At 68.6% G+C, this 17,816-nt stretch carries 14 protein-coding genes; 8 read left to right on the top strand and 6 right to left on the bottom strand.

What is annotated here, in order from left to right; all coding sequences use genetic code 11:
- Nucleotides 1-777 (bottom strand): alpha/beta hydrolase, encoded by a 777-nt coding sequence (locus tag ACQY5A_RS19465; RefSeq protein ID WP_428343239.1) that lies wholly within the window; start codon nucleotides 775-777, stop codon nucleotides 1-3.
- 83 nt (nucleotides 778-860) lie between these two features.
- Between ACQY5A_RS19465 and ACQY5A_RS19460 the strand changes: the two genes are divergently transcribed.
- Together ACQY5A_RS19460 and ACQY5A_RS19455 are read left to right on the top strand one after the other, a co-directional pair.
- Entirely contained in the window at nucleotides 861-3,992 is a 3,132-nt protein-coding gene (locus ACQY5A_RS19460) for an ATP-dependent helicase (RefSeq protein ID WP_428341967.1), read from the top strand.
- Nucleotides 3,989-7,339 (top strand): ATP-dependent helicase, encoded by a 3,351-nt coding sequence (locus ACQY5A_RS19455; protein WP_428341966.1) that lies wholly within the window; start codon nucleotides 3,989-3,991, stop codon nucleotides 7,337-7,339. Before ACQY5A_RS19460 ends, ACQY5A_RS19455 begins: the two co-directional genes overlap by 4 nt.
- Here ACQY5A_RS19455 and ACQY5A_RS19450 read toward each other — a convergent pair.
- A complete protein-coding gene (locus ACQY5A_RS19450; RefSeq protein ID WP_428341965.1) occupies nucleotides 7,336-7,731 on the bottom strand; it encodes a DoxX family protein in 396 nt (131 codons plus the stop codon). The two genes, ACQY5A_RS19455 and ACQY5A_RS19450, sit on opposite strands and share 4 nt — an antisense overlap.
- Before the next feature lie 39 nt (nucleotides 7,732-7,770).
- On the opposite strand from ACQY5A_RS19450, the gene ACQY5A_RS19445 reads away from it, so the two are divergent.
- Both ACQY5A_RS19445 and nudC read left to right on the top strand, forming a co-directional pair.
- A complete protein-coding gene (locus tag ACQY5A_RS19445) occupies nucleotides 7,771-8,838 on the top strand; it encodes a potassium channel family protein (protein ID WP_428341964.1) in 1,068 nt (355 codons plus the stop codon).
- A 115-nt stretch (nucleotides 8,839-8,953) separates the two neighbouring features.
- Nucleotides 8,954-9,874: an NAD(+) diphosphatase gene (gene nudC, locus ACQY5A_RS19440; RefSeq protein ID WP_428341963.1), complete on the top strand. Its 921-nt coding sequence runs from the start codon at nucleotides 8,954-8,956 to the stop codon at nucleotides 9,872-9,874.
- On the opposite strand, the gene ACQY5A_RS19435 is transcribed toward nudC, so the two are convergent.
- Nucleotides 9,871-10,125: a mycoredoxin gene (locus tag ACQY5A_RS19435; RefSeq protein WP_428341962.1), complete on the bottom strand. Its 255-nt coding sequence runs from the start codon at nucleotides 10,123-10,125 to the stop codon at nucleotides 9,871-9,873. The two genes, nudC and ACQY5A_RS19435, sit on opposite strands and share 4 nt — an antisense overlap.
- Before the next feature lie 88 nt (nucleotides 10,126-10,213).
- On the opposite strand from ACQY5A_RS19435, the gene ACQY5A_RS19430 reads away from it, so the two are divergent.
- The 3 genes from ACQY5A_RS19430 (at nucleotide 10,214) to ACQY5A_RS19420 (ending at nucleotide 13,001) form a co-directional block, all read left to right on the top strand.
- The gene (locus tag ACQY5A_RS19430) at nucleotides 10,214-12,319 is read left to right on the top strand and encodes an ATP-dependent DNA helicase UvrD2 (protein WP_428341961.1); all 2,106 of its coding nucleotides are present in this window, start codon (nucleotides 10,214-10,216) and stop codon (nucleotides 12,317-12,319) included.
- Nucleotides 12,320-12,476: 157 nt separating this feature from the next.
- Nucleotides 12,477-12,614, top strand: a complete 138-nt coding sequence (locus ACQY5A_RS19425) for a hypothetical protein (RefSeq protein ID WP_428341960.1) — start codon at nucleotides 12,477-12,479, stop codon at nucleotides 12,612-12,614.
- Nucleotides 12,615-12,737: 123 nt separating this feature from the next.
- The gene (locus ACQY5A_RS19420) at nucleotides 12,738-13,001 is read left to right on the top strand and encodes a WhiB family transcriptional regulator (protein ID WP_428341959.1); all 264 of its coding nucleotides are present in this window, start codon (nucleotides 12,738-12,740) and stop codon (nucleotides 12,999-13,001) included.
- A gap of 29 nt (nucleotides 13,002-13,030) precedes the next feature.
- On the opposite strand, the gene ACQY5A_RS19415 is transcribed toward ACQY5A_RS19420, so the two are convergent.
- The 3 genes from ACQY5A_RS19415 to ACQY5A_RS19405 are packed head-to-tail and all read right to left on the bottom strand — an operon-like array spanning nucleotide 13,031 to nucleotide 16,671.
- Complete coding sequence (locus ACQY5A_RS19415; protein ID WP_428341958.1) at nucleotides 13,031-14,374, bottom strand: macrolide-binding ATPase MABP-1; 1,344 nt, start codon at nucleotides 14,372-14,374, stop codon at nucleotides 13,031-13,033.
- Between the two features lie 42 nt (nucleotides 14,375-14,416).
- Nucleotides 14,417-15,265 carry a cyclodehydratase gene (locus ACQY5A_RS19410; protein ID WP_428341957.1) on the bottom strand — a complete coding sequence of 283 codons (849 nt, stop codon included), beginning with the start codon at nucleotides 15,263-15,265 and terminating at the stop codon, nucleotides 14,417-14,419.
- Nucleotides 15,266-15,300: 35 nt separating this feature from the next.
- Nucleotides 15,301-16,671, bottom strand: a complete 1,371-nt coding sequence (locus ACQY5A_RS19405) for a zinc-dependent metalloprotease (RefSeq protein ID WP_428341956.1) — start codon at nucleotides 16,669-16,671, stop codon at nucleotides 15,301-15,303.
- A 75-nt stretch (nucleotides 16,672-16,746) separates the two neighbouring features.
- On the opposite strand from ACQY5A_RS19405, the gene ACQY5A_RS19400 reads away from it, so the two are divergent.
- The gene (locus tag ACQY5A_RS19400) at nucleotides 16,747-17,769 is read left to right on the top strand and encodes a YlbL family protein (RefSeq protein ID WP_428341955.1); all 1,023 of its coding nucleotides are present in this window, start codon (nucleotides 16,747-16,749) and stop codon (nucleotides 17,767-17,769) included.
- The last annotated feature ends 47 nt before the right edge of the window (nucleotides 17,770-17,816 follow it).

Raw genomic sequence — 17,816 nt, 5'->3', positions numbered from 1 at the left:
TCAGGCCATCCGCTCGCGGATCAACGCGGCGACTTCGGCCGGTTTGGTCTCGGCCATCATGTGGTCGCATTCGAAGGTCAGCTGGCGAAAGTCCTGGCCCAACTGTGCGCGCAGATCCCTGACGAGGCGGTCGGTGACATATGGCGGAGACGTCCACGCGGCCCGCACTAGCGTGGTCCCAATTCCTTTGGGTGGCAATACAATTTCGCGAGCCAGTTCACTCCAGTAGGCCATCATCGCTGGCAGGCTCAGTCGCCAGGTGCACCGGCCGTCCGGCAGCGTCACGAGGTGTTCGTCGAGTTCGGCATCGACTACGGCCGAATCCACGCCGGCCCAGGAGCCGTTGGTTTTCGCCGCGCGAGCTTCGCCGGAATCGGAGTAGTCGGGGGAGGCCAGCATGGCATCGGCGATCTCGAGCATCCAGGCGCCGTCCAATCCGACGGCCGGATCAAGCAGCACCAGTCCGGCGATCCGGTCAGCATGGGCCGCCGCCAACTGCAGGGCCACCGCGCTGCCGAACGAGTGCGCCACCACGACGACGGGCTCGTCGGCCTCGTGCTCGAGCAGTGCGGCCAGCGCGGCGACATTGGCCTCGATCGTCCACGGCGCGTCCCACGACGAGTGGCCGTGTCCGATCAGATCTGGTGCGGCGACGGAGATCTCGGGTAGGTAGCGGTTGGCCAGGTGCCCCCAACGCCGACCATGCCCGGTGAGCCCATGCAGCGCCAGCAGCCGTACCGGGCCGGGCGGGCCGAAGCGGTGCACCTTCAGGCGGATCACGGGTTAGATGGTGCCAGTCCGGCGATCGCCCTCTCACGGCCGGGCCTCAACTTGTCAGACCCCCGTGGTGTCATTCCGCTATGTCCTACCACTGGGGCCCGGAAGCCCACCTCGTCCTCGATCCCGGTCTGCGGGGAACGGTGCGCGTGCTCGGCGGGCCGGGCACCGGCAAGAGTTCGCTGCTGATCGATGTCGCGGCCACGCGAATCGGCGCGGGCACCGATCCGGAATCGGTTCTGCTGCTCACGGGTTCGGGTCGCATTGGGGCGCAGGCACGCAACGCGCTGACGGCACGGCTGCTGGGTTCGCAAGACGCCGGTGCACACTTCGCGGTCATCCGGGAACCGATGGTGCGCAGCGTGCACAGTTACGCGTTCGCGGTGCTGCGGCTGGCGGCGCAGCGCGCCGGCGGCCCACCGCCCAGGCTGGTCACCAGCGCCGAACAAGACGCGATCATCGCCGAGTTGCTGGACGGTGAGCTCACCGATGGCGCCGAGGCGTGGCCCGCCGAATTACGGGCGGCCCTGGGCACCGAGGGTTTCGCCGCGGAACTGCGCGAGCTGCTGACCCGGTGCGCCGAACGCGGCGTCGACCCCGCGCAACTGGAGCGGGTGGGTCGGCTGTCGGGCCGCCCGGAATGGACTGCCGCGGGCCGCTTTGCAGGCAACTACGAGCAGGTGATGCTGCTGCGCGCAGCGGTCGGAACGGCCGGTCCGCGGGCGACTACGCCGGCGGTCGGGGCCGCCGAACTGGTGGGCGCTGCGCTGGAGGCTCTCGCCGTCGACGCCGAGTTGTTGGCCGCCGAGCGTGCCCGGATCGGTGTGCTGCTCGTCGACGATGCCCAGCAACTCGATCCGCAGGCCGCCCTGCTGGTTCGGGTGCTGGCCGCTGGTGCCGACGTGACGCTGCTCGCCGGTGACCCGGATCAGGCGGTGTTCGGCTTCCGCGGCGCGGAGCCGGCGGCCTTGCTGGGCGATGGCACACCGTCGATCACTTTGCGGACCTCGCACCGCTGCGCTCCGGCCGTGGCGCAGGCTGTCTCGGGTATCGCCGGCCGACTCAGCGCTGGCGGCGAAATCGACGGCTTGGGCGACGATCCCGGCTCGGTACTGGTGAAACTGGCCGCCTCCACCCACGCGGAGACGACCATGATCGCCGACTACCTGCGGCGCGCCCACCTGGTGGACGGCGTGCCGTGGTCGCAGATGGCTGTCGTCGTCAGATCGGTACCGCGGGCGGCGGCCGGCCTGCCGCACGCTCTGGCGCGGGCCGGCATTCCGGTAGCAGCGCCGCCACTCACCGGTTCGCTGGGTGCGCAGCCCGCCGCGCACGCGTTGTTGACCGTGCTGGCCGCGACGGCCGACGGCCTGGACGGCGGGCAGGCAGTCTCATTGCTGACCGGCCCGATCGGTCGCCTCGACCCGGTGTCGCTTCGCCAGTTGCGACGCACGCTGCGACGAGCCGGCATCGAGGGCGCGGCAACGCAGTTCGGCGACCTGCTGGTCGAGGCGCTGAACGGCAACACCTCGGCTCGGCTTCCCGCCGCCCAGGGCAAGCCGTTGGAGCGGGTTCGCGCGGTGCTGGATGCCGCGGCGGGCTCGCACCGGCGCGGCGAGGATCCGCGCTACACACTGTGGGCTGCGTGGCAGCGTTCCGGTTTGCAGCGCCGCTGGCTGACCGCGTGGGAGCGTGGTGGCGCCGCCGGCGTCCAGGCGGGCCGGCATCTCGATGCGGTGACCGCGTTGTTCGACTCATGCGACCAATACCTGGCCCGAACCGCCGGCGCATCGCTGCGCGGTCTGATCGATCACCTGCTGGCCGAGCAGCTGCGCGCCGTCGGCCCCGATCCGGCCGCCGGAGAGCAGGTCGCGGTGCTCAGCGCGCATGCGGCGCTCGGCCGGGAATGGGATCTCGTCGTCATCGCCGGCTTGCAGGACGGGTTGTGGCCCAACACCATTCCGCGTGGCGGTGTGCTGGGCACCCAGCGTCTGCTGGACGTCCTCGACGGCGTAACGGAGAACGCCTCGATGCGCGCGCCGCTGCTGGCCGAGGAGCGGCGCCTCCTGGTCGCCGCCATGGGCCGAGCCCGCATGCGGCTGTTGGTGACGGCCGTCGACGGCGAGGCCGGCGGCGGTGACGAGGTCAGCATGCCGTCGTCGTTCTTCGCCGAAATCGCGCAGTGGTCCACCAGTGCCCCCGACGCCGCGGGGTCGGGGGCCGCGCTTGCGCCGGTCGCCGGGCCGCGGGTGCTGTCGGCCAACGCGGTGGTGGGCCGGCTGCGCGGCGTGGTCTGCGCGCCGCAGGCGTCGGTCAGCGAAGAGATGCGCAGCTGCGCAGCACGGCAATTGGCTCGTCTGGCCGAAGCGGGCGTGCCGGGCGCCGATCCGGCCGGTTGGTACGGCATGTCGTCGGTGAGCACCACCGAGCCGATGTGGAGTAGGGAAGACCACCCAGATCATGTCGTCACGCTGACGCCGTCGAGCTTGCAGACGTTGACCGACTGTCCGCTGCGCTGGCTGGCCGAGCGCCACGGCGGGACCGACCTGCGCGACCTGAGTTCGACCGTCGGCTCGGTGCTGCACGCGCTGATCGCCGAGCCGGCCGGCAGTGAGTTCGAACTGTTCGCCGCCCTCGAGCGGGCCTGGCAGCACTTACCGTTCGAATCACGGTGGTACGCGGACAATGAGCTGGCCCGGCACCGGAGCATGATCGAGACGTTCCTGGCCTGGCGCGCGCAGACCCGCGGCGAGCTGACCGAGGTCGGTGTCGAAGTCGACGTCGACGGCGTCCTCGACGGCGGTGTCGGGCTGCGTGGCCGGGTCGACCGCATCGAGCGCGACGCCGAAGGCCGGCTGGTGATCGTCGACGTCAAGACCGGCAAGACACCGGTCAGCAAGGACGACGCGCAGCGGCACGCCCAGCTCGCGGCGTACCAGCTTGCGGTCGCCGAGGGTCTCCTGAACCACGGCGACGAACCCGGCGGCGGTCGGCTGGTCTACCTGGGTAAGACGGGCTCGGCAGGCGCCACCGAGCGCGAACAGGACCCGCTGACTCCGGAAGCGCGCGAGCATTGGCGCGACCGGATCCGCGACGCCGCCGGAGCGACGGCCGGCCCGCAGTTCATCGCCCGGATCAACGACGGCTGCTCGCACTGCCCGCTGCGGCCCAGCTGCCCGGCTCAGACCGGCATCGACGGAGAGGGAGCGGTATGACTGTTACGGCGGCACCGTCGGTGCGCTACAGTCCAGCCGAATTGGCTAGCGCACTAGGCCTTTTCGAGCCAACCGAGGAGCAGGCGGCGGTCATCGCCGCTCCGCCTGGGCCGCTGGTGGTGATCGCGGGAGCCGGTGCCGGCAAGACCGAGACGATGGCCGCCCGGGTGGTGTGGCTGGTGGCCAACGGCTACGCCGATCCCGGTCAGCTGCTGGGCCTGACGTTCACTTGCAAGGCAGCAGGGCAGTTGCTGCGCCGCGTCAGGTCGCGGTTGGCCCGGCTCAGCGGCACCGGTCTGGCCGTCAGTGGTGAACCGGGCCCGTCGGCCGGCGAACCCATCGGCACGCCGGTGGTCAGCACCTACCACGCCTTCGCCGGTCAACTGCTGCGCGAATACGGTCTGTTGTCGCCCGGCGCGACGGAGAGCGCGCAACCGATCGAACCCGACACCCGGTTGCTCAGCGAGACAGAACTTTGGCAGCTGGCTCTTGACGTCGTCAACGGATACGGCGGGGAGCTGCGGACCGAGCGGAACCCGGCTTCGGTGACCGCGATGGTGCTGCGGCTGTCGAGTCAGCTGGCCGAGCATCTGGTCGACACCGGCCAGGTCCGCGACACCCACGTCGAGCTCGAGCGGCTGGTGCACACCCTGCCCGCGGGCCGCTACCAGCGCGATCGTGGGCCCAGCCAGTGGCTGCTGCGCATGCTCGCCACCCAAGCCGAGCGCGCCGAACTGGTGCCGCTGGTCGATGCTCTGCATCGTCGGATGCTGGCGGAGAAGGTGATGGACTTCGGCAGCCAAATGGCTTGCGCGGCAAGGCTGGCGTTGACGGTCCCGCAGGTCGGCGAACAGCTGCGCAGCCGGTACCGGGTGGTGCTGCTCGACGAATACCAAGACACCGGATACGCCCAGCGCATGCTGCTGTCGTCGTTGTTCGGCGGGGGAGTCGACGAGCAACTGGCGCTGACCGCCGTCGGCGATCCGATCCAGTCCATCTACGGCTGGCGTGGCGCGTCGGCGACGAACCTGCCGCGGTTCACCACCGACTTCCCGATGTCCGACGGCAGCCCCGCGCCTGTGCTTGAGTTGAGCACCAGCTGGCGCAATCCGCCGACCATCCTGCATGTGGCCAACGCGGTCTCCGCCGATGCGCGACGACGGTCGGTCGCCGTCAACGCGCTTCGTTCGCGGCCCGACGCTGCCGCCGGCACCGTGCGCTGCGCTCTTCTCTCGGATGTTCTCGCCGAACGGGACTGGGTTGCCGACCATCTGCAGCGCTGCTACCAGCAGGCCGCTGCCGACGACGTCGCACCGCCGACCGCCGCAGTCCTGGTGCGCCGCAACGCCGATGCCGCACCGATCGCCGCCGCCCTGCGCGCCCGCGGCGTCCCGGTGGAAGTCGTCGGACTTGCCGGGCTGCTGTCAGTTTCCGAGGTCGCCGACGTGGTCGCGATGCTGCGCTTGGTCGCTGACCCCACCGCCGGCGCGGCCGCGATTCGGGTGCTCATCGGACCCCGCTGGCGGCTCGGCGCCCGTGACATCGCGGCGCTGTGGCGGCGAGCAGTGGCGATCGCAAGCGCAGCGGAGCCGGGTGCAGCGGGTCGCCACCATCAGGCAGTGGCGATCGCAAGCGCGGCGGAGCGGATCGCGGAAGGCGCCGGATTGCAGGCTGATTCCGCGGGTTTGGCCGACGCTCTCGCCGACCCGGGACCGGCCAACGCCTATTCAGTGGAGGGGTATCGGCGTATCGCGGCGCTCGCCGACGAGCTGAGCATGCTGCGCGGCCACCTCGGACACCCGCTGCCCGATCTGGTGGCCGAGGTGCGCCGACTGCTCGGCGTCGACTGCGAGGTCCGTGCGACATCATTCGGCAGCGGCTGGACTGGCACCGAACAGCTCGACGCCTTCGCCGACGTGGTCAACGGCTACGCCGAACGGTCGTCGGCGACCGATTCCCTCGCCTCCGTCGTGGGGTTGCTGTCCTACCTGGACGCCGCCGCGGTTGTCGAGAACGGCCTGGCGCCGGCTCAGGTCGTCGTTGCACAGAACCGGGTGCAGGTGCTGACCGTCCACGCCGCAAAGGGTTTGGAGTGGCAAATTGTCGCCGTGCCGCACCTGTCGGGTGGATTGTTCCCGTCTACCGCGCAAGCCCGCACCTGGCTCACCGACGCCGCCGATCTCCCGCCGCTGCTGCGTGGCGACCGTTCCGCCGACAGCCTGCACGGCGTGCCGGTACTCGATACCTCGGACGTGACCGATCGAAAGCAGTTGTCGGACATGATCTCTGCTCACCGGGCCCAGCTCGAACAACGACGCATAGACGAAGAGCGCCGGCTGCTGTATGTCGCCATCACCCGCTGTGAGGACACACTGCTGCTGTCGGGCCATCACTGGGCAGCCACCGGCATCAAGCCGCGTGGGCCATCGGATTTTCTGTGCGAGCTCAAGGACATCATCGAGCAGTCCGCTGACGCCGGCCAACCGTGCGGCGTGATCGAACACTGGGCGCCCGCCCCCGCAGGCGGTGACCAAAATCCGTTGCGCGACAACGTTCGCGAGACCAACTGGCCTGTCGACCCGCTGGGCGATCGGAGGGCCGATGTTCAACGCGGGGCCGCGTTGGTCTCCGCCGCGATGTCGGCGGCCGCACCCACCGCGGGCGCCGACGACGACGCCGAGGACTGGGCGGCCGACGTCGACGCTCTGCTGCAGGAGCGTGCCCGCGCCGGACAACAGCCGGCGGCAACGCTACCCAGCGGTCTGTCGGTCAGCAGCCTGGTGGACCTGGCTCGCGATCCGGAGCATGCGGCGCAGCGGCTCGCCCGCCGCCTACCCGCGCGACCGGAACCGCATGTGTTGCTGGGCAACGCCTTTCACGACTGGGTCGAGCGCTTCTACGGCGCCGAACGGCTCTTTGACCTCGCTGACCTGCCCGGTGCCGCCGACTCCGCGATCGCGCAGCGCGACGCCGACGAGCTCGCCGCGTTGCAGGATGCCTTTCTGGCCTCGCCGTGGGCCGCGCGGACGCCGGTGGCCGTCGAGGTGCCGTTCGAGATGGCCATCGGTGGGACGGTGATCCGCGGTCGCATCGACGCGGTCTTCTCCGAGCCGGACGGTGGCGCGACGGTCGTGGACTGGAAGACCGGCGAGCAGCCACGCGGCTCGGAGGCCGCCCGGCACGCGGCTATCCAGCTCGGCGTCTACCGACTGGCGTGGGCCGCGCTGAGCGGATGCCAGGAGTCGTTGGTGCGCACGGCTTTTCACTACGTGCGAACCGGGAGGTCGGTTGTCCCGCAGACGCTGCCGGGCCACGACGAGCTTGCCGAAATGCTCGCCCAGGCTTAAGAGTTGCGCGCGATCTTGAGCGCGGTGGTGATCATCGGAATCTGCAACGGCAGCCGGGCCAGCGCGATGATGCGCATCGGCCACGGCTTGCCCCACCACAACCGGACCATATTGACGTTGCCCGGGAACACCGCCAGGAACAATGCGGCCGCCGCCAACGCCGCCATCCGCCGGGTCTGCTGCGGCAGCAGCAGGGCGCCGATAGCGAGCTCTGCGACGCCGGATGCGTAGGTGTAGAACCGCGCACTGCCGGGCAATTCGACGGGGATGATGTCGTCGAACGGCTTCGGCGCCACAAAGTGGAGGGTGCCGATGCCAAACAGCATCGGCGCGATCCGGTAGGCGAGTGTTTGGCTGGCGTCCCGTTGCGGACTGTGTGTGATGGCGGTCATGGTTACATTGTGTCGTGCGTCCGGTCGAGCCAATGAAGAGTGGTCAAAGTTAGACCTCGGGAACGCGATCTCGACGAGACGTTGACCGCCCAGCCCGGCTACGCACTCGTCGGCGTGGTGCGAGTCCCCGAGGTGCAACTGAGCCCGGTGCGGGCGATTATGCGACGCATCGCCGTCGCACTGTTGGCCTTGGCGGCGGCGGTGATCACCGTCTACCTCGGCCGCAACGGCTACACCGACGTCCGCGGCGGACAGCTGACGTTTCTGGATTGCCTTTACTTCGCGACCGTGTCCTTGACGACCGTCGGCTACGGCGACCTGACCCCGTACACGGAATTCGCCCGACTGATCAGCGTGTTGGTACTTACGCCGCTGCGGATCCTGTTCCTCGTGGTGTTGGTCGGCACGACCCTCCAGGTGCTCACCGAGCGGTCCCGGCAAGCCTGGAAGATTCAGCGTTGGAGGAGCTCAGTGCGCAACCACACGGTCGTCATCGGCTACGGCACCAAAGGCAAAACAGCGGTCAGCGCGATGTGCGGGGACGAAGCGGCCGGCAAGGACTTCGTCATTGTCGACATCGACCAATCAGCCCTCGACCACGCGGCCGCCGCCGACCTCGTCACTGTGCACGGCGACGCCACCAGATCCGACGTCCTTCGGCTCGCCTCGGCCCAGCACGCGTCCGCGATCATCGTCGCGACCGGCCGCGACGACACCGCAACGCTGGTCACTCTCACCGCGCGGGAGGTCGCGCCCAAGGCCAAGATCGTGGCGTCGATTCGCGAAGCCGAAAACCAGCATCTGCTCAAGCAATCCGGCGCCGACTCGGTCGTCGTCTCGTCCGAGACAGCGGGCCGGCTGCTCGGGGTGGCCACCACCACGCCCAGCGTCGTCGAGATGATCGACGACCTGCTGACCCCGTCGCATGGCTTTGCCATCGGCGAGCGCGAGGTCGAGCAGGCCGAACTCGGCGGCTCTCCGCGGCATCTGCCCGACATCGTGCTCGGTGTGGTCCGCGACGGCCGGCTGCTTCGCGTCGACGCACAGGAGGCCGACGCTATCGAGGCCGGCGACCGGCTGCTCTTTGTCCGCAACACGGGGAAGTGACGTGACGATCGCAAGCGCGGCGAAGCCGGGCGCAGCGGGTCGCCACAAGGAGGACGTGACGATCGCAAGCCCGGCGAAGCCGGGCGCAGCGGGTCGTCACAAGGAGTTGTCCTAGGTGGATTTTCAATTGAAGGCCGTGCCGCTGCTGTCGCGCACCGGCGCCGATCGAGCCGACCAGGTGCGCACCGATGTCGAGGCCGCCGCCGCCGGATGGCCAGACGCGGCGCTGCTGCGGCTGGATTCGCGCAACCAGGTGATGGTCGCCGCCGGAAAAGTCTTGCTGGGCAAGGCGAAAGACCTGGCCGACAAGCCGCCGGCGGACGCGGTGTTCCTGGGCTGTCTCGCTGACGGCCGCCACGTGTGGGCGGTGCACGGTCCGCTGGAATCGCCCGAAGACCCCGACCTCAAAGCCGAGGTCGCCGACTTGCGGCGGGCCGGTCAGCTTTTCGACGACGTCGGTGCGCAGTTGGTGTCGGCGGCCGCGGCCCTGCTGAATTGGCATGCCAGCTCCCGGTTCAGCTCGATCGACGGCTCGCCGACCACACCGGTTCGGGCGGGCTGGGCGCGGGTCAACCCGGTCACCGGGCACGAGGAGTTCCCGCGCATCGACCCGGCGATCATCTGCCTGGTGCACGACGGCGGTGACCGCGCGGTACTGGCTCGTCAGACGGTCTGGCCGGACCGGATGTTTTCGCTTCTCGCCGGTTTCGTGGAGGCAGGAGAGTCGTTCGAGACCTGCGTCGCCCGCGAAATCCACGAGGAAATCGGGCTCAACGTCAGCGACATCCGCTACCTGGGTAGCCAGCCCTGGCCGTTTCCGCGGTCGCTGATGATCGGCTTCCACGCGATCGCCGACCCCGCGGAGCCGTTCGCATTCAACGACGGCGAAATCGCCGAAGCCGAGTGGTTCACCCGCGACGAAATCCGCGCCGCGCTGGCCCTCGGCGACTGGAGCAGCGACTCCGAATCCAGGCTCCTGCTGCCGGGATCGGTGTCGATCGCGCGGGTGATCGTCGAATCGTGGGCTGAGGCCTAACCTGCCAACTGGGCCAGCTTGGCCTTGAGCTCGTTGACGCCTGGGTTCGTCAGCGTTGAGCCGTCGGCGAACTTCACCGTCGGTACGACGTGGTTGCCGCCGTTGACCGACCCGACGAACTCCGCCCCGGCGGGATCCTGCTCGATGTCGACCTCGTCGTAGGCGATTCCCGCGGACTTCAACACCGTCTTGAGTCGATGGCAGTAGCCACACCACTGCGTGCTGTACATGGTGATGGAAGCGTTAGTCATAGTCCGCACAACATAACCTGTGTTTGCGTTCATGCCGCGCCGCGGCGCTGCCAGACGTACGTCAGTGATCGCTGCCAAGATGGACGCCATGCCGGCGATCAGTGCCAACACCGACTCCTTGATTGCCGAACTCGACGACGAGCAACGCGAGGCCGTGCTGGCTCCGCGCGGCCCGGTCTGCGTGCTGGCGGGGGCGGGAACAGGAAAAACGCGCACGATCACCCACCGCATCGCCCAGCTGGTCGCGACCGGACACGTCGGTGCAGGCCAGGTGCTGGCGGTGACGTTCACGCAGCGTGCGGCCGGTGAGATGCGAACACGATTGCGGGCGCTGGGCGCGGCCTCGGAGACCGGCGTCGGTTCGGTGCAGGCGGTGACGTTCCACGCCGCCGCGCACCGGCAGCTGCGGTACTTCTGGCCGCGGGTCGTCGGTGACACCGGCTGGCAACTGTTGGACACCAAGTTCGCCGTGGTCGCCCGCGGGGCCACCAGCGCCGGTTTGAAGCTGAGCACCGACGACGTCCGCGACGTGGCCGGTGAGATCGAGTGGGCCAAGGCCTCGCTGATCTCTCCCGAGCAGTACCCCGACGCAGTGGCCGCGGCGTCTCGCGATGTTCCGCTGGATGCCGCCAGGGTCGCCGCGGTGTACCACGCCTACGAGTCGCTGAAGGCCCGCGGGGACGGCGTTGCGCTACTCGACTTCGACGACCTGCTACTGCACACCGCGGCTGCGATTGAGAACGACGCCGCGGTGGCCGAAGAATTCCGAAATCGCTACCGCTGCTTCGTCGTTGACGAATACCAAGACGTCACACCGCTGCAGCAGCGGGTGCTGTCGGCATGGCTGGGCGACCGCGACGACCTCACCGTCGTCGGCGATGCCAACCAGACCATCTACTCGTTCACCGGGGCCTCGCCGCGCTACCTGCTGGACTTCTCCCGGCGATTCCCGGACGCAACCGTGGTCCGGCTGGAGCGCGACTACCGGTCCACGCCGCAGGTGGTGTCGCTGGCCAACCGGGTGATCGCCGCCGCCCGCGGCCGGGTGGCCGGCAGCAAGCTGCACCTGGTGGGTCAGCGGGATCCCGGGCCGGAGCCGACGTTTCGCGACTACCCCGACGAGGTCGCCGAGGCCGCCGCGGTCGCGGCCTCGATCTCGCGGCTCGTGGCGGCCGGCACACCGCCCTCGGAAATCGCCGTGCTGTATCGGATCAACGCGCAATCCGAGGCTTACGAAGAGGCGCTGACAGAGGCGGGCATCGCCTATCAGGTCCGCGGCGGCGAGGGCTTTTTCAGCCGCCAGGAGATTCGGCAGGCCCTGCTGGCGCTGCAGCGGGCGGCCAACCGCGAGGCGGACGGCCCGCTATCCGAGGTGGTCCGCGGCCTGCTCGAACCACTGGGCCTGACCGCCGAGTCCCCGGCCGGGGTCCGGGCCCGGGAACGCTGGGAAGCGTTGGTAGCACTGGCCGATCTGGTCGACGAGGAAATCGCCCTTCGACCGTCGCTGGAGTTGCCCGAGCTGGTGGCCGAGCTACGGACCCGTGCCGACTCCCGTCACCCACCCGTCGTCCAGGGAGTCACGCTGGCGTCGCTGCACGCCGCCAAAGGCCTGGAGTGGGACGCGGTGTTCCTGGTCGGCTTGACCGACGGCACACTGCCCATCTCGCACGCGCTGGCCCACGGCGGCGAAAGCGAGGCCGTCGAAGAGGAACGTCGGCTGCTCTATGTCGGAATTACAAGGGCCCGAGTGCATTTGGCGATCAGCTGGGCGCTGGCCCGCAACCCGGGCGGGCGTCAGGGTCGCAAGTCGTCACGATTCCTCAACGGGCTGTCGCCGCAGACGCAGGTTGACCCGACGCCGAACCGGCCGCGACGAAAGAACGCGCCGGCGTCACGCTGCCGGATCTGCAACAACCAGCTGAGCACCCCGGCGGCGATCATGCTCCGCCGCTGCGAGACCTGCGCCGCCGACATCGACGACGAGCTGCTGCTCCAACTCAAAGACTGGCGGCTGCGCACCGCCAAGGAGATGAGTGTGCCGGCTTACGTCGTGTTCACCGACAACACGCTGATCGCGATCGCCGAGCTGCTGCCCACCGACGACGCCGCGTTGGTCGCCATCCCGGGCATCGGTGCTCGCAAACTCGAGCAATTCGGCCCCGATGTCCTGGAGATTGTCCGCAGCCGCGGCTAAAGCCACCAAAGCGCAGTGGCGATCGCCAGCGCGACGAAGCCGGGTGCAGCGGGTCGCCACCATAAGGCCAGGTCAGAAAATCGCTTGCCCGGATGCGCTGGTACGATTTAGCCTCAATGCGCACAACCGCGCGCCTAGACGAAGGGAGGGAGCCCTCATGATCACCGTGAACGTATTCGATGTACGTCCGGCCCGCGACGCTGGCTCCGCCCATGCCGCCATTTCGGCGGCCGCGCATAAGCACGTCGCCGCCGACAAGACCCAGCGTCCGTGGATTGGGGCACTACCCACGTAGGAAGCCCGCAATCTCGCCAGATGGCCACGGACCCGAAGTCACCAGGATCCGTGGCCAATTTCTTTGGTTGAGCACCCGCCACTGGTCCGGAATCCACCAGACCAGGAAGCAGGTACGAACGACATGACGACGGAACCAGATCCCGAGGATCAGCAGCCGGAGTTGCCGTGTCACGTCAGCGATCCCGACCTGTGGTTCGCTGACAGCCCGTCCGATCTCGAACGCGCCAAGGAACTGTGCACCGACTGCCCGATCCGACGCGCGTGCCTGGCCGAGGCGCTGAACCGCGCTGAACCGTGGGGGGTGTGGGGCGGTGAGATTCTCGAGCGCGGCTCGGTCGTAAGTCGCAAACGCCCTCGGGGGCGCCCCCGCAAAATTGCCGCGTAGAACCCGAAAACTGTTGCGAACGAGCAGCTTCAGGCGGTGGCCGTCTCGGGTTCGGCGAACCCGGGAACCAGCTCCTCGGACAGCTTCTGGGTCGGCACGTGCGCATCGAGCTGGCACAGGATCGCCATGGACGTGGCAAGCACCCGCATCGGGATCGCCAGCTTGGGGGGCAGATCCATCTGTCGCGCCGTCTTGATCTGCGCGACACCCTGATTCAGCTGACGATATGTCATGCGCTGCAACCACTTACGCGTGTAGTGGAAGACCTCGACTTCGACCGGCTCGACGTATTGGCGCAGCATCTCGTCGATGTCGTGCACCGACACCTGCTGGCCCTTCTGGATGAACCCGACTTTTTCCATCGTCGGCAGGACCAGATCGTAGTTCTTGTCGCGGGCCAGCCGGATCGTCGCTCCGAGCTCGACCGGAAATCCGCCCGGCAGGGGAGCGACGGCGCCGAAGTCGATGACGCCCATCTTCCCGTCGGGCATCAGCATGAAGTTGCCCGGGTGGGCGTCGCCATGGATCATCTCGATCCGGCGCGGTGAGTCGAAGATGAAGGCGGACAACCGAGTTCCCAGCAGATCACGCTGTTCGACGGTGCCTTCGCGGATGATGTCCGCCATCGGAATGCCTTCGATCCACTCCTGGACCACGACTTTGGGGGCGCTGGCCACCACGCGCGGGATCAGGTAGTGCGGGTCGCCCTCGTAGGCCTTGGCGAAGGCGCGCTGATGCTCGGCTTCGAGTCGATAGTCGAGCTCCATCTCGGTGCGCTCGATCAGCTCGTCGACGACGCCTTCGACGTCCACGCCCGGAGCGAGCTGTTTGACCACGCTGATCATCCGGCGCAGCGTCTTCAGGTCAGCCCGCAACGCTTCGTCGGCGCCGGGGTACTGGATCTTGACGGCGACTTCACGGCCGTCGGCCCAGACCCCCTTGTGCACCTGACCGATGCTGGCCGAGGCCACCGCGGTGTCGTTGAACTCGATAAACCGTTGACGCCATTTCGTGCCCAGCTGCGCGTCCAGCACCCGGTGCACCTTGTCGGCAGGCAGCGGCGGCGCGTCCTTCTGCAGCTTGGTCAGCGCTTCGCGGTAGGGCTGGCCGAACTCCTCGGGGATCGCGGCTTCCATCACCGACAGGGCCTGGCCGACTTTCATCGCGCCACCCTTGAGCTCGCCGAGCACCGTGAAGAGTTGCTTGGCGGCCTTCTCCATCAGCTCGGCGTTGATCTCGTCCTGCGATTTACCGGCCAGCCGCTTGCCGAACCCGAGTGCCGTACGGCCTGCGATGCCACCGGCGAGACCGGCCAGCTTCGCGTTGCGCGCGGCGCCCCCCCGTTTGATGTCTGTCACGACTCCATCATCCACGACGAGTCTGTGCGTGCCCCACTGATCTGGGAACACGCGCTGTCAGCAAGAACACAGCGGATGCCTCGGCCATTGCCGCGCCACGATCGAACCGGCGTGCACGTCGAATTCGAGGGTGGCGCTCAGGGCCGCGGGCGGCTCGGAGTCGGTCCCGCGGATCGCCCCGATCACCCGGTTGACCTGGCTGAGCGCTAGCGCCGCAGTGGCCAGCAGCGTCGCACGGTCGGCTACTCCGACGGTGTCGCGCAGTTGCGCGGCCACCGCCGGCCAGGCCGCGTCACGGTCACGGCGATGCAGGTCAGCGCAGCTCAAGCAACTGGTGACACCGGGCACGACCAGCGGGCCGACCAGCCCGGTGCCGTCGCGGACCCGCACCGCGAGGTGCGCGACACCCTGACTGTGCAGCTCGCGCTGCATCCGCGGATCGGTGACGAGATTGTCCGACAACACCACCAGGTCGGCGTCGGCCGAGGTCACAGCGGCATGCGGCTGAGTGCTCTGTTTGACCCGGGCGCCCGAGCAGCGGAGCCCATCGGCCAGCAGATCGGACAGCGGGCCGCGGCCGTGCACCCGGATGGACGCCGACCGCGCCGGCCGCTGCCGGGTCCCACAGGTGACGACCCCCGCCGTCACTAATTGCGCTACCAGATCGCGTATTTCGTTGTTACTCAGCCCAGTGGGCTGGCGCTGCAGCTCGCTGATCGGCACCGGTGAATGCATCGCCCGGAGCAGGGTGGCCAGCCCGACGGGCGCCACACCACGTGGCGGGCGGATCAGAACCGCACGCCGCGGACTCCAGCCCACCTGCACGGCGCCGTCGGGTCGAAGCAGCACCGGCAGCGCGGGGTCCAGCGCGTACAGCGACGGCGTGGGCCCCGACCGACCTGCCATCCTGGCACTGTGCCACAGCGATCAGCGCGAGAGAATCAGCTGTCCACAGGCCCGTCGTCGCCGGACTCGGCGCGACGCTCGAATTCGGCGATGGCTTCGTCGATTCCGCTGGTGTCGCCGCCCAGAGCGCGGTCGATGAAACCGGCCGGGTCGTCGAGGTCCGCGGATGCAGGCAGCAGGTCGGGGTGCTGCCAGACCGCGTCGCGGGCGTCGACGCCGACGGCCTGAGTCATTCGGTCCCACAACGCCGCGGCCTCGCGCAGCTTGCGTGGCCGCAGTTCGAGGCCCACCAGCGTGGCGAAGGTCTGCTCGGCCGGCCCGCCGGTGGCCCGTCGCCGCCGCAGCGTCTCGCCGAGTGCGTTCGCGCCCGGGATCCGATCGCCGAGGGCGGCGTTGACCACGGTCTGTACCCAGCCCTCGATCAGCGCCAGGAATGTCTCGAGCCGTTCCAGTGCCTGGGTCTGCTCCGGCGTCGCTTTGGGCTCGAAAACGCCTTGGGTCAACAGCTGCTCGACGGCGGCTGGGTCATTCAGCGTCGCCGGGTTGAAGTCGCGGGCCAGATCCTCGATGCCGCGCATGTCGATCTTCATGCCCTTGGCGTAGGCCTCGACGGCGCCCAGCAGCTGGCTGGAAAGCCACGGCACGTGACTGAACAAGCGATGGTGGGCGGCCTCGCGGGCTGCCAGGAACGTGACGATCTCACTGCGGGGCTGCTCGAGGCCGTCGGCGAACGACTCGATCGCGTCGGGCAATAGCGCCGCAATTCCCTTGGGCCCCAAAGGCAATCCGATGTCGGTGGACGTGAGGACTTCCTTGGACAGTCGGGCCAGCGCTTGGCCGAGCTGCGAACCGAAGGCCATGCCGCCCATCTGCGACATCATCGACAGCAGCGGGCCCGCCATGCCCTTGGCTTCCTCGGGCAACGCGGATGCCCACACGGTGGAGATCTGCTGAGCCATCGGATCGCACAACCGCTTCCAGGTCTCCAGCGTGTTGTCGACCCAGTCGTTGGGCGTCCAGGCGACGGCCCTGGTGGTGCCCGCCGGTAGTGCGGTCACGCCGTCGAGCCAGGTCTCGGCGAGGTGGACCGCGTCACCGATCGCCTCGCGGGTGGCGGCAGGGATCGGTGCCACGAATCCGATCGAGCTGGACGCCATCTGCCGGGCCATCTCGTAGTTCACCGGGCCGGAGGATTGCCCGGCCATTGCCGGACCGGACCCGCTGAACATCTGCCCGAGACGGGTGAACATCTGGCCCAGGTCGGCCACGTTGAATTCGCCGCCCAGTCCGCCCAGTCCGAAGGGGTCGGCAGATCCCGAGCCGGACTCGGGGTTGTGCTCGCGGTCCGGGTCGTCTCCCGCGGAGAACCCGAAGGGCAGGTCAGCCATGCCCACAACGGTACTCATGGTCCGCGCGCGACGCGCGGTGTGGCGTCACGCTCTGAGTGAACCCACCTGACGCTGGCGTCTAGTGTTGGCGACGTGAACAGGCGGATTCTGACGCTGATGGTGGCGCTGGTCCCGATCGTGGTCTTCGGTGTGCTGCTCGCGGCGGTGACGGTGCCGTACGTGTCGCTGGGCCCCGGCCCGGCCTTCGACACCCTCGGCGAGGTCGACGGCAAGCAGGTCGTCGAAATCAGAGGCACCACGACCCATCCCACGACGGGCCACCTGGATATGACGACGGTGTCTCAGCGCGACGAGCTCAGCCTGGCCGAGGCGCTGACGCTGTGGTTGTCCGGGCAGGAGCAACTGATGCCGCGCGATCTGGTGTATCCGCCTGGCCAGTCGCGCGACGAAGTCGACAAGGCCAACGACGCCGATTTCAAGGAGTCCGAGCACAATGCCGAGTTCGCGGCCCTGGGTTATCTGAAATACCCCCGGGCCGTGACGATCGTGACGCTGACCGATCCCGGACCGTCGGTGGGCAAGTTGCAGGCCGGCGACGCTGTGCAGGCGGTCGACGGCAAGCCGGTGGCCGACGTGGAGCAGTTCACCGGGTTCCTCAAGACCACCAAGCCTGGACAGCAGGTCACGGTTGATTTCCGCCGCAAGAACGCGACGCCGGGAACGGCTCAGATCACCTTGAGCCATCACCCGAAAGGCGACTACGGCTTCCTGGGCGTCTCGGTGACCGATGCGCCCTGGGCCCCGTTCGCGGTCGATTTCAACCTGGCCAACGTCGGCGGCCCGTCGGCGGGCCTGATGTTCAGCCTGGCCGTCATCGACAAACTCACCACCGGCGACCTCGCCGCCTCGAAGTTCGTCGCGGGCACCGGCACGATCAAACCGGACGGCGAGGTCGGCAAGATCGGCGGGATCGGGCACAAGATGAGCGCGGCCCACGATGCCGGCGCGACGGTGTTTCTGGTGCCGGCCGGAAATTGCTACGAAGCGAACTCCGGCAGGGTGCCCGGCCTGCAGTTGATCAAGGTCGACACCCTCGGTGAGGCAGTGGACGCGCTGCACGCGGTCGCCTCCGGCGGACAGCCGCCCAGTTGCTAGGCCATAAAGTTCGAGCCAGGAGCAGATTTCCGGTAGTGCGTAGAGTC

This window comes from Mycobacterium sp. (assembly GCF_965277065.1).
GTDB lineage: Bacteria > Actinomycetota > Actinomycetes > Mycobacteriales > Mycobacteriaceae > Mycobacterium.
This window is presented reverse-complemented; position numbering and strand designations above follow the sequence as displayed.